Annotated in this window: 10 protein-coding genes; 3 read left to right on the top strand and 7 right to left on the bottom strand. The window is 55.4% G+C overall.

The window, feature by feature from the left end; all coding sequences use genetic code 11:
• Window positions 1-17: 17 nt before the first annotated feature.
• The 6 genes from KI228_RS04865 to yacL all read right to left on the bottom strand — a co-directional run bounded on the left by KI228_RS04865 (window position 18) and on the right by yacL (window position 4,809).
• Entirely contained in the window at window positions 18-263 is a 246-nt protein-coding gene (locus KI228_RS04865) for a YmjA family protein (protein WP_061070515.1), read from the bottom strand.
• Window positions 264-294: 31 nt separating this feature from the next.
• Window positions 295-1,062: a DeoR/GlpR family DNA-binding transcription regulator gene (locus KI228_RS04860; RefSeq protein ID WP_042997903.1), complete on the bottom strand. Its 768-nt coding sequence runs from the start codon at window positions 1,060-1,062 to the stop codon at window positions 295-297.
• A gap of 9 nt (window positions 1,063-1,071) precedes the next feature.
• A complete protein-coding gene (locus KI228_RS04855; protein WP_081097255.1) occupies window positions 1,072-2,055 on the bottom strand; it encodes a D-threonate 4-phosphate dehydrogenase in 984 nt (327 codons plus the stop codon).
• The gene (dtnK, locus tag KI228_RS04850) at window positions 2,045-3,316 is read right to left on the bottom strand and encodes a D-threonate kinase (protein WP_061070517.1); all 1,272 of its coding nucleotides are present in this window, start codon (window positions 3,314-3,316) and stop codon (window positions 2,045-2,047) included. Before dtnK ends, KI228_RS04855 begins: the two co-directional genes overlap by 11 nt.
• Window positions 3,313-4,266 carry a 2-keto-3-deoxygluconate permease 1 gene (locus KI228_RS04845; protein WP_042997906.1) on the bottom strand — a complete coding sequence of 318 codons (954 nt, stop codon included), beginning with the start codon at window positions 4,264-4,266 and terminating at the stop codon, window positions 3,313-3,315. Before KI228_RS04845 ends, dtnK begins: the two co-directional genes overlap by 4 nt.
• 180 nt (window positions 4,267-4,446) lie before the next feature.
• Window positions 4,447-4,809, bottom strand: a complete 363-nt coding sequence (yacL, locus tag KI228_RS04840; protein ID WP_061070518.1) for a protein YacL — start codon at window positions 4,807-4,809, stop codon at window positions 4,447-4,449.
• 180 nt (window positions 4,810-4,989) lie between these two features.
• Between yacL and KI228_RS04835 the strand changes: the two genes are divergently transcribed.
• Window positions 4,990-6,353, top strand: a protein-coding gene (locus KI228_RS04835; RefSeq protein WP_099433379.1) for an IS3 family transposase whose coding sequence is annotated in 2 segments (ribosomal slippage) — window positions 4,990-5,458 and window positions 5,458-6,353 — 1,365 coding nt in all. Because the reading frame shifts where the segments join, the coding sequence is not laid out codon by codon here.
• 81 nt (window positions 6,354-6,434) lie between these two features.
• Here the strand turns inward: KI228_RS04835 and acnB are convergent.
• Window positions 6,435-9,032 (bottom strand): bifunctional aconitate hydratase 2/2-methylisocitrate dehydratase, encoded by a 2,598-nt coding sequence (gene acnB, locus KI228_RS04830; protein WP_042997908.1) that lies wholly within the window; start codon window positions 9,030-9,032, stop codon window positions 6,435-6,437.
• A 398-nt stretch (window positions 9,033-9,430) separates the two neighbouring features.
• Between acnB and KI228_RS04825 the strand changes: the two genes are divergently transcribed.
• Window positions 9,431-11,083: a DUF3300 domain-containing protein gene (locus KI228_RS04825; protein WP_061070519.1), complete on the top strand. Its 1,653-nt coding sequence runs from the start codon at window positions 9,431-9,433 to the stop codon at window positions 11,081-11,083.
• Between the two features lie 12 nt (window positions 11,084-11,095).
• Window positions 11,096-11,887: a DUF2950 family protein gene (locus KI228_RS04820; RefSeq protein ID WP_044267424.1), complete on the top strand. Its 792-nt coding sequence runs from the start codon at window positions 11,096-11,098 to the stop codon at window positions 11,885-11,887.
• Window positions 11,888-11,910: the final 23 nt, after the last annotated feature.

Here is an 11,910-nt window from a genome sequence, read left to right as displayed (position 1 = left end):
CTGAGCCGAATCCGAGACTATTCATTTCCCCATCGATTCAGGAATTCTGCGATATCATCGATGCGTTGTGCGTCAACGCCAGCGTCGACCGCCATCTCCTGCTGCGCTTCTTCGCTGATCTCTTCGTTATTTGTTAAGCGAGCAATCAGTAGCTGGAAATAGCGAGCAAGAGGATCACGCTCCGACGCGTTAACCGGTTCTGCGGATTCCGTCGAATACTCATCCACAATGTCATAATATTTCAGTGGTATTTCATTACCCATCACTCATCTCCTGGGGTTATCCCAACGTTAATTACTCAGGCTGTACCAGCGTCAGGGCGACGGATTGCGCTTTCAGTTCGGCCTGTACGGCTTGCGGTAAATTAACATCGGTAATGACGTCGGTAAAGCGACTGAGAGAAGCCACATTAAATAGCGAATGCGCGCCGTATTTGCTGCTGTCGGCCAGTAGCACTTTTCGTTGCGCATTGGCGATAATTTCCTGCTTCAGTCCCGCTTTGTCCTCAGTCGGCGTGGTCACGCCCTTTTCCATACTCCAGGTATTACAGCTCATAAACGCGATATCAGGATAGACGCTGCGCAGCATTTTGCGGCCAAACTCGCCGATGCATGACTGGCTGCTGTCATCAATTCGCCCACCGACAATAGTCACCTCTATCTGGCGAAACTCGGATAAAAACAGGGCGATGTGCAGATCAACGGTAATGACTCTGAGGGGAAGATGGGTTAAACATTTTGCCAGCTCCAGCATCGTGGTTCCGGCATCAAGCACCACGGCATCGCCCGCATGCACCATCGAGGCCGCATAACGCGCAATCGCCCGTTTTTCGGCGGGCGATCGCAGTTGCTTCTCGTTGGTGGTCGGTTGCACTGCTTCAAAACGCCGTAACGCCACACCGCCGTGGCTGCGACTGATCACCCCCTGTTCATCCAGTTTGATCAGATCGCGGCGGATCGTTGCCGGAGAGGCCTCAACGGCATCCACCAGTTGTTCCACGGTCACCAGCGTATGATTTTTCAAATACGCCACAATCTGATCCAGACGGTGTTGTCCTTTCATAACAGGAAATTATGCCAGTTGCATTGCCAGTTTAATCGATACGGCCATGCTCTCAGATTTTGCTTTTCCCGTCCAGGCGATATCAAATGCCGTCCCGTGATCGGCAGAGGTGCGAATAAACGGCAAACCGGCAGTGATGTTGACGCCGTCATAGAACCCCAGCAGCTTCAGCGGGATATGGCCCTGATCGTGGTACATCGCCACCACCATGTCATAGTGACCTTCATACGCCTGCAAAAATACAGTGTCCGGCGGGCATGGGCCGTAAACATCCATCCCCTTTGCCTTCATGTTCTCAATCGCCGGACCGACGATGCGAATCTCCTCATCGCCAAACAGCCCGTTCTCACCAGCATGTGGATTCACCCCCGCCACGGCTATACGCGGCTGCGCATAACCCACACGCTTCAGGAAGGTATCGGCGATACTAATAACAGTCTCCACGCGCTGACCGTTCAGGGTATCGAGGAACTTACGCAGGGCGATATGGGTGGAAACGTGAATGACTTTCAGCTTATCGGTGTAAAGCACCATCGCGTAGTCGCGGCTTTCCGTCAGCGTCGCCAGCAGCTCGGTGTGTCCGGGGAAATGGTGCCCGCCAAGATGCAGGGCTTCTTTGTTCAACGGCGCAGTGGCGATAGCATGAACATCACCTTTCATCGCCAGTTCCGTTGCCCGTTTTACGCAGCGATAAGCCAGATCGCCTGCCTGAGCCTGCACTTTACCCGGCTCCAGCGCTTCCGGGTCTGCCAGCGGTTCATCGATCACATGAATCACGCCTGGCGCGAAGCGGGCGTCCGCCACCTGCGTAATGGCGCGAAACGTCACGCCCTCCGCCAGACCGTTGGCCTGTAACCGCTTCAGGGTTTGCAGGCATCCCACTACCACCAGCGGCGCGCCGTTAAGTTCATCTTCACTGAGCGCTTTAACAATAATTTCCGGGCCGATCCCCGCAGGATCGCCCATCGTAATCGCGACGGTTTTAGTTACCACTGTACATCTCCTCAATAAAATAAAGCGCATCACAAAGGGTACTGTCGGAGCCGAATCCTCCTGCTTTGGTGATCACCGGCAGATCGTCAATCTCGCTGTTCACGAACGTTCCGCACGGAATGCACGGCGCAACCTCGCTCTGAATGCGATAGCCTTCCGCCCCCAGCGCACTGGCAACGGCGGTCGCAATATCCCCTCCGGTCAGGAACAGGCCGCCAATACGCGCCTGCTCAATAATGCGTAACGTGATGTTTCCAAGACGCTGGCTTAACCGTTCGCCAAGCGCCTGACGGCTCATCCCGACGCCGGCACACAGCGTGTCGATCATCTGTCGGTCGTCCGCACTACGACTGGTACGTAAAATCGTATGGTGGTGACGGCTCAGTAACGCGCAGGCCTGCTCCACCACCGACGCGATTTCCTGTTCAAAAGCGGCAGAGGCCAGTCGTGAGGCATCGATATCGACAACCTTTGCCCGGTCCTGACACAGCGCCTTGTCTACCTGACGTCGCGTGGCTTCACTCATCGAACCCGCGACGACCAGCACCGGCAACGCTTGCTTTTCCTGCATAAACAGGCGGACCGGCAGGGCATTGGCGAGACCAGCCGCGCCGACCAGTAACGGCAGCGTCTCCTGCTCACAGATTGCATGCGCAATCAGCGACAAATCACGGTCCTCAACGGCATCCACCACCACCATGCACTCACCTTCAGCAGCGAAAGCGGCTAACAGCGCGCTCAGTCGTCCGCGACGGACATCGTCGAGCGACACTTCATGCACCGGAATGTCACTTTGCAACGAGACCAGTTCCGCAATGCGCGAAGAGATAATCGGCGTTTTGGGATCGCTGGCAAATTCGGTCTCCAGTAATGGCGTTCCGTTGACCAGGCACAGTCCATCGCGTGTTGTGCGCCCTGCGGCGGGGATCGCCGCCGCAATCACGGCCAGCGTCCGGTTAGCGGCGCGCATCGCCGCCGTCACCTCGGCGCCGACGTTGCCACGAAACGTAGAATCAATTTTTTTATACACCAGCGGCGCGGTTTCCCCTTCACACCAGGGGGCTAACGCTTGTTGTACCGCCTGCGCGGCTTGCGCCGACGGGATTGCCCGGCTCTCTGTGTTGATCACCAGCACATCAGCACGACGGGAAGGCTTCTGCGTCGGGGTGAGCATTACCTCTGTGCGTGCGCCTTTTTTCGCCAGTTGCACGCCGGTATCGTTAGAGCCCGTAAAATCATCGGCAATGACGATCATTTTCATGCTTTATTCTCCTGAGTAACCTGACGAGCCTGTTTTTTGGCAACCCACGAGGTCAGGATCGGCGTCAGGATCGCGGTGGTGATCACGGAGGCGGCAATCAATGGCGCGGCAGCAGCAGCGACTTCCGCCAGCGAAGGGTCAGCCTGGGCTATCGCCAGCGGCGTTGCAACGGCATTACCGGCAGTACTGGAGGCCGCCGCTCCGGCAATCCCGGTACCGCCCACCAGACGGTCTGCGCGGATGTTAAAGAAGCCGCCGACGAACGTGGTTAACACCCCCAGCAGGATGCCCGCCAGACCGCCCTGCAATAGCATTTCGAGGTTGATGCCAGCCCCCAGCGCAAAGGCGAAGAACGGGATCAACAGCGGTCCGCCTTTGGTCAGGAAGTCACGCATGTTGTGATCGAGGTTACCGAGGATCATGCCAACCACCAGCGGGACCAGGACCGCCACCAGTGCCATGATCGGAATGTTGGCCATTCCCGCAGCACCCAGCGCGATCATGGTAAAGAATGGACCGTCATTAAGAGACAGAATAGAGATTGCGCCGACGTCACGCTCGTTACCGAACTCGCCGACTAATGCCGCGTACAGCCCCCCATTCGAGTTACTCATGGCAGCAATAATCGCCAGTCCGCTTAAGCCAAAGATCCCTTCAGTCCCGAACAGGTGCTCAACGCCAAGACCGAGCGCAATGGCGATCAGCAGTTTGGTCAGGGTAATCGTACCGCCCTGCAATAAAGCCTGAGGTGCCGCCTTCACGCTGATCCCTGCGCCCATGCACAACAGGAATGCACCGATTAGCGGCGCGGCGCCGTTTTTAAACAGCGCGGTAGTAAATCCGCCGATCTCCAGCGCCTGCGGGGCAAAGGTATTGATAATGGCACCGATAACCAATGGCACGACCATCATGCCGCCGGGTACGCGTTCTATTGCCTTCTTGATGTTCATGGTCTTCCCGCCTGTTGTTGTGTTGTGATTAAATAAAATCACAACGATTATATTTAATCAATTCTAGATCACAAATGGGCCAGATCACAGTTTTAAAATGATTAATAAAAATCAAACAATCATTTTTCGGTAAAAAAAAGCCGGACGCAGAAGCCCGGCTCCACTGATGATTGAAATTATTCAGGATTGACGCAGAAATTCCCGATAGGCGTTTACCACCTGCAGGAAATCCTCGACGCCGCACAGCGACAGGCTTTCTTCATCGTAGTAATTCATCCCTTCTTCCATTTCGTCGCCGGTAAACTCCAGCTGGTTGGCGCGGATCATCACCTCTTCGCCGTCCATCCAGAGCGTATATTCATGCCCCGCCCGTTGCCAGGAACGTTCGCTGCCTTTCGCCGCGTGAGCCGCCTGTTCCACTTCGTCCAGCAGGGCCAGGTTTTCTTTCACTTCTTCATTAAACCAGTGCCCGACCACTTCGTGACCCATGGACATGCGCACCAAAACCCGACCGGTAACATCGCGCAGAAATTCGTAATCCATAATGTAGTCCTCTGCTCCCGGCAATGCGCCATTACCGCATTGCGCCTTGTCTTAATTATCGCAGCCTGGACGCAGAAAAAAAGCGGATCGCGTATAAGGAATGGAAATAAAAATGCCCGGAGAAGCACGTGGACTGCACCCCAAAAGTTGGACACTCAACTGAGTAAGGTGCAGTTTTTTATGGCAAAGCCAAAATATTCCCCTGAAACAAAACTGGCTGTGGTTAATCATTATTTGTCCGGAAAAGACGGAGAAGAGCGTACAGCCGACCGTTTTGGTGTTGAAAGAACTTCCGTCCGTCGCTGGGTCAGGGCGTGGCAACTCCACGGTATGGAAGGGCTGTCAGGGAAAAATAAACATCATTCAGCTGAATTTAAACTCGTCGTCGTCCGGGCGGTTATCCGTGACCACCTGACGATGCGTGAAGCAGCTGCCCGGTTTAATCTCTCTGCAGAAACGCTTGTCCGACACTGGGTCTGCGTGTACAACGATGCCGGAGCGGAAGGACTGCTAAACATTCAACGCGGGCGGCCTGGAAAAATGACAAAACAAAAAATCCCCCCATCCCCTACAGATAAAGAACTGGAAAAACTCTCCCCCGAAGAACTCCGGGCTGAACTCCGTTACCTGCGGGCAGAGAATGCCTATCTAAAAAAGTTGAAGGCCTTGGTTCAGAGCGAAAAAAACGGCAGCAAGCCCTGATAATCAGTGAACTGAGGCATAAGCACGCTCTGCGAGACCTCCTGCGCGCGGCAGGCATGTCCCGCAGTACATGGTATTACAATATGAATGCCCTGAAGCAGGTGGACAGGCATGCCGGGCTGAAAGATAAAATCCGTGAGATATACGCCTGGCACAAAGGCCGTTATGGCTACCGCAGGATCACGCTTTCGCTGAGAAAGCAGGGTCTGCTGGTGAACCATAAAACCGTGCAGCGGCTGATGACAGAGCTGTCGCTCCGGTCTCTGATAAGGGCGAAGAAATACCGCTCATGGAAGGGGGAAACAGGCAAGGCAGCCCCCAATATCCTGAGCAGGAACTTCAGTGCATCAAAAGCCAATGAAAAATGGGTTACGGATGTTACAGAGTTCTCGCTGCAGGGTAAAAAGCTGTACCTGTCGCCGGTACTCGATCTTTTTAACCGGGAAATAATCTCCTACAGCCTGTCGGAAAGGCCGGTGATGGAGATGGTTAATACCATGCTGCGGGATGCGTTCTTAAAGCTCGGACCAGACGACGCCCCCTTGCTGCACACAGATCAGGGCTGGCAATATCGGATGGCAGGCTATCAGGCAAAGTTAAAGGCGCAGGGCATGACGCAAAGTATGTCCCGAAAAGGAAACTGTCTGGATAATGCCGTGATGGAAAACTTCTTCGGGACGCTGAAATCGGAGTGTTTTTACCTGAGTCAGTTCAGCAATATCAGCGAACTGAGGAAGGCGATAGAGGATTATATCCGTTACTACAACAACGAGCGGATAAGCCTGAAACTAAAAGGCCTGAGTCCGGTAGAGTACCGGGCCCAGGCTCTGAAGGCCGCTTAATATAAACTGTCCAGATTTATGGGGTCAGTCCACACGCTTCACCGGGCATTGATGCGTTTTTACGCGAAAAGCGTTAGCGCATTACACGGCGGTCTGGAAAATCACACCGTCCGCTTTCTCAGTGTATTGAGAGAGCTGGTCAAAGTTCAGATAACGATAGGTGTCGACTGCCGTTTTATCCACCTGCGCCACATAGGTCTGGTACTCTTCCGGCGTCGGCAATTTACCGATCAGTGCCGCAACCGCCGCCAGCTCCGCAGACGCCAGGTAGACGTTCGCACCGGTACCTAAACGGTTCGGGAAGTTACGCGTAGAAGTCGATACCACCGTCGCGCCGTCTGCGACACGCGCCTGGTTACCCATGCACAGTGAACAGCCCGGGATTTCAATACGCGCACCGCTCTTACCAAAGACGCTGTAGTAGCCCTCTTCGGTCAGCTGTGCCGCATCCATACGGGTTGGCGGCGCCACCCACAGACGCGTCGGCAACTGGCCTTTGTGCGCATCCAGCAGCTTGCCGGCCGCACGGAAGTGACCAATGTTGGTCATGCAGGAACCAATGAACACTTCGTCGATTTTATCGCCCTGAACATCAGAGAGCAGACGCGCATCGTCCGGATCGTTCGGTGCACAAAGGATAGGCTCTTTGATATCCGCCAGATCGATGTCGATCACCGCCGCGTACTCTGCGTCAGCATCGGCTTCCAGCAGTTGCGGATCGGCCAGCCATTTTTCCATCCCCTGAATACGACGTTCCAGCGTACGACGGTCGCCGTAGCCTTCTGCGATCATCCACTTCAGCAGAACGATGTTGGAGGTCAGGTATTCCACGATCGGCTCTTTGTTCAGCTTGATGGTGCAACCTGCCGCAGAACGCTCGGCGGATGCATCGGTCAGCTCAAACGCCTGCTCGACTTTCAGATCCGGCAGACCTTCGATTTCGAGAATACGACCAGAGAAGATGTTCTTCTTGCCTTTTTTCTCAACGGTCAGCAGACCCTGTTTGATCGCATACAGCGGAATGGCGTGTACCAGATCGCGCAGGGTAATACCCGGCTGCATTTTGCCTTTGAAGCGCACCAGCACCGATTCCGGCATATCCAGCGGCATCACGCCGGTCGCCGCAGCAAACGCCACCAGGCCCGAGCCCGCCGGGAAGGAGATACCAATCGGGAAACGGGTATGGGAGTCACCACCCGTACCGACGGTATCCGGCAACAGCATACGGTTCAGCCAGGAGTGGATCACGCCATCACCCGGACGCAGCGAAACACCGCCGCGGTTCATAATAAAGTCAGGCAGCGTGTGGTGCGTGGTGACGTCAACCGGCTTCGGATAGGCGGCGGTGTGACAGAAAGACTGCATCACCAGGTCCGCAGAGAAGCCCAGGCACGCCAGGTCCTTCAGTTCGTCACGGGTCATTGGGCCAGTGGTATCCTGAGAACCTACGGAGGTCATCTTCGGCTCGCAGTACGCTCCCGGACGGATACCGGCTACGCCGCACGCACGACCCACCATTTTCTGCGCCAGCGAGTAACCACGGCTGCTTTCCGCCACATCTTTCGCCTGACGGAAAACGTCTGAGTGCGGCAGACCCAGCGCTTCACGCGCTTTGGTGGTCAGACCGCGACCGATGATCAGTGGGATACGGCCACCGGCACGCACTTCATCAATCAGCACGTCAGTTTTCAGTTCAAAGCTTGCCAGCAGTTCGCCGGTTTCATGGTTACGTACTTCCCCTTTGAACGGGTAAACGTCAATCACATCACCCATGTTCAGGTTTGACACATCCACTTCGATCGGCAGTGCGCCTGCATCTTCCATGGTGTTGAAGAAGATAGGGGCGATTTTACCGCCGAGGCACAGACCGCCGCCGCGCTTGTTCGGCACGTGCGGAATGTCGTCACCCATGAACCACAGCACGGAGTTGGTGGCGGATTTACGTGAAGAACCGGTCCCGACGACGTCACCGACGTAAGCCAGCGGGTAACCTTTACTCGCCAGGGCTTCGATCTGTTTGATTGGGCCAACGACACCCGGCTGATCCGGCTCAATGCCTTCACGGGCGTTTTTCAGCATCGCTAACGCGTGCAGCGGGATATCCGGACGAGACCACGCATCAGGTGCAGGAGACAGGTCATCGGTATTGGTTTCACCGGTGACTTTGAAAACGGTGACGGTCATTTTTTCAGCCAGCGGCGGACGGCTCAGGAACCATTCGGCCTCCGCCCAGGACTGCATCACCTGCTTCGCATATTCGTTCCCTGCTTTGGCTTTTTCTTCTACGTCATAGAAGTTATCGAACATCAGCAGCGTATGGGAGAGCGCTTTGGCGGCAATCGGCGCCAGTTTTGCATCGTCCAGAGCGTCAATCAGCGGATGAATGTTGTAACCACCCTGCATGGTGCCGAGCAGTTCAATCGCTTTTTCAGGCGTAATCAGTGGGGAAGTCGTTTCGCCTTTCGCGACGGCAGCGAGGAAACTGGCTTTGACATAGGCGGCTTCATCGACGCCCGGGGGAACACGGTTGATCAACAGGTCTAACAGGAATTCTTCTTCGCCCGCAGGCGGTGCTTTCAGCAGCTCGACGAGCGCGGCCATTTGGGTTGCATCTAAGGGTTTGGGCACAATCCCCTCGGCGGCACGTTCTGCTACGTGCTTACGGTATTCTTCTAGCACGACGGTTCTCCTCGCTCTCATTGTCATAGTGCGGCGCTTTATCGATGGGCGATTCTCTTCACGCTCCTGTGAGACAGCAGTTTGTAGGGTAAATGCCCGGTACCGCAATGGGCAGAATAACAGGATTTTAGTGAGGTGTTAATCTGTTTACAAAAAAGCAACATAAAAAAGTGGCTGAATCGTTAAGGATGGTCTAATGCCCTTTTCGATTTCAGAAGCGGGAAATTTATCGCTGTTACGAATCGTCACACTATTTCGCATTCTTATAATCACTCTACTGTACCGATCCCAAGATTAGTCAAAAATTAAACTATCGTCTCTTTATACTCACGCAACACTGCACCTGCGGGTGGCAGCACTTCGACCATTGCGATTTCCAGGAAATCGGGAGTAAGAATATGACGTTGCCCTTTAAACCCCACGTGCTTGCGTTGATCTGTAGCGCCGGACTACTTGCTGCTTCAAGCGTGCTGTATGTCAAAAGCCGCACACCGGAAGCCCCTACGCTGCCCACGCCCCCCATTGCTGCGCAACCGCTCGCGCCAGCCGAAGCGACTCCCGTTGCGAAAGTGAGCTTTACCACGGCGCAAATCGATCAATGGGTCGCGCCGATCGCCCTCTATCCGGACCCGCTGCTTTCGCAGGTTCTGATGGCCTCGACCTATCCGGCTAACGTCGTCCAGGCAGCACAATGGTCGCGCGATAATCCGACACGGCAAGGCGATGCCGCCATTCAGGCTGTCGCAAACCAGCCGTGGGATCCCAGCGTGAAGTCGCTGGTCGCCTTTCCGCAACTTATGACGCTGATGGGGGAAAACACGGAGTGGGTGCAAAACCTCGGTGATGCATTTCTGGCGCAACCGCAGGATGTGATGGACTCCGTGCAACGCCTGCGCTTACTGGCCCAGCAGACCGGCTCGCTGAAATCTACGCCGCAGCAGACGGTGACCAGCACGCCGAAAAAGAGCGTCGCGGCAGCCCCCTCAACCATCTCCTCCGCAACAAAATCCAGCGCCGTTTCCGCCGCCCCAGCCTCCACGGTAATTAAAATTGAACCTGCAGATCCGCAGGTGGTGTACGTCCCCAGCTATAATCCCGCTACGGTTTATGGCACCTGGCCCAACACCGCATACCCGCCGGTGTATCTCCCGCCTACGCCAGGCGAGCAGTTCGCTGGCAGTTTTGTTAAAGGGTTCGGCTACAGCCTGGGCGTCGCCACCACCTATGCGCTGTTCAGCAATATCGACTGGGATGACGACGATCATCACCACGATGACGATCACCATCATGATGACGATCATCGCGACGGTCACGGTTATCAACACAATGGCGATAACATCAATATCAACGTCGATAACTTCAACCGCATCTCCGGACAGAATCTGAAAACACAGAACATAACCTGGCAGCACAACCCGGCCTGGCGCGGCGGCGTACCGTATCAGAATGGCACGACCGCCCCGCGTTTCCACCCGACCGACGTCAGCGGCGGTCTCAGCGCTACACAGCAGCCTGCTGCGACGGCATCCCGCGACAGCCAGCGTCAGGCAGCGATGGCACAACTGCAACAGCGTCATCCGGATGCGTCTAAAGCGCTGGCTCAGCAACCGACAGCCACAACGCGTGATGCCCAGCGCAAAGCGGCCGCTCAACAGTTGAATCAGGTTGCCCAACGCAATAACTATCGCGGCTATGACGACAACAGCAACAGCGCGCGTCGTCAGAATGCGCAACAGACCTTGAAACAATCGACTACGACAGCGCAACAACTGCATCGTGACGATCTCAGGGCCAAAGCGCAGCAACGCCCGATTTCACAACCGCAGCGGGAGACGGTACGTCAGCGCGTCGAATCCTCCTCGCCACAGCAGCGTCAGGCGTTTCAGCAAAACCATGCGAATGTATTTAGCGGTAACGACAGCCGTTCGCCGAACTGGCAATCGCAGCAGCAGCGCGGTCAGGAAAGCCGCCGTCTGAGTAACATCAGTAATGAGCAACGAGCCCACATGCGCGAACGCGCATCTGAACACCATGAATTTCGCCGTCGTTAACGGGAGCCGATAATGAAAAAAGTACTGTTAAGCACCCTGCTGCTCTCGCTTCCGTTAATGAGCTACGCCCAGCAGATGTTCGCCACGCCAGACGAGGCCGCCAGCTCTTTTGCCCGTGCAATTGCCGACAATAACGATGCGCAAATGACTACCCTGTTAGGCGATAACTGGCGACAGTTTTTGCCCCCTGAAGGCGCGGACCCCGAAGCCATTGCGCGCTTTAACCGCGACTGGAAAGTCAGCCACCAGATTGTGCAACAAGGTAATGTCGCTCACCTGAACGTCGGCCAGGAGAACTGGCAGTTGCCCATCCCCATCGTGAAGGCGAGTAAAGGCTGGCATTTTGATATGTCTGCCGCGCAGGATGAGATCCTCACGCGCACGATTGGCCGCAATGAACTCTCGGCGATACAGGCCATGCGTGCCTATGTCGACGCCCAGTATGACTACTGGCAGCGCAAACAAGCATTTGCCAGCCGAATTATCAGCCATGCAGGTCAACAGGACGGTCTCTACTGGCCGGTAAAACCAGGTGAAACGCCCAGTCCCTTAGGGCCGGCTTTCAGTCCTGAGTCACCTGGCGAAGGGTATCACGGCTATTATTTCCGCATTATTGCCAGCGATAACGCGAAAGGATTTGCGCTGCTTGCCTGGCCGGTGACCTGGGGCGAAACGGGTGTGATGAGCTTCATGGTAAGTCAGGACGACCGGGTGTATCAGACGAATTTAGGGGAAGATAGCGGGCTAAAAGCCATCGCCATAGAGAAATTTACGCCACACGAGCCGTGGAAGCCGGTGGAGTAGCAGGCATAAAAAAAGCGGCATTT

Origin of the sequence: Citrobacter amalonaticus, from assembly GCF_018323885.1 — a bacterium.
GTDB classification, from domain to species: domain Bacteria; phylum Pseudomonadota; class Gammaproteobacteria; order Enterobacterales; family Enterobacteriaceae; genus Citrobacter_A; species Citrobacter_A amalonaticus.
This window is presented reverse-complemented; position numbering and strand designations above follow the sequence as displayed.

Excerpts from the sequence above, each read along its gene's own strand:
- yacL (WP_061070518.1), bottom strand. The coding sequence starts at position 4,809 with ATGGATTACGAATTTCTGCGCGATGTTACCGGTCGGGTTTTGGTGCGC.
- KI228_RS04845 (WP_042997906.1), bottom strand. The coding sequence starts at position 4,266 with ATGAACATCAAGAAGGCAATAGAACGCGTACCCGGCGGCATGATGGTC.
- KI228_RS04860 (WP_042997903.1), bottom strand. The coding sequence starts at position 1,062 with ATGAAAGGACAACACCGTCTGGATCAGATTGTGGCGTATTTGAAAAAT.
- KI228_RS04825 (WP_061070519.1), top strand. The coding sequence starts at position 9,431 with ATGACGTTGCCCTTTAAACCCCACGTGCTTGCGTTGATCTGTAGCGCC.
- KI228_RS04865 (WP_061070515.1), bottom strand. The coding sequence starts at position 263 with ATGGGTAATGAAATACCACTGAAATATTATGACATTGTGGATGAGTAT.
- dtnK (WP_061070517.1), bottom strand. The coding sequence starts at position 3,316 with ATGAAAATGATCGTCATTGCCGATGATTTTACGGGCTCTAACGATACC.
- KI228_RS04820 (WP_044267424.1), top strand. The coding sequence starts at position 11,096 with ATGAAAAAAGTACTGTTAAGCACCCTGCTGCTCTCGCTTCCGTTAATG.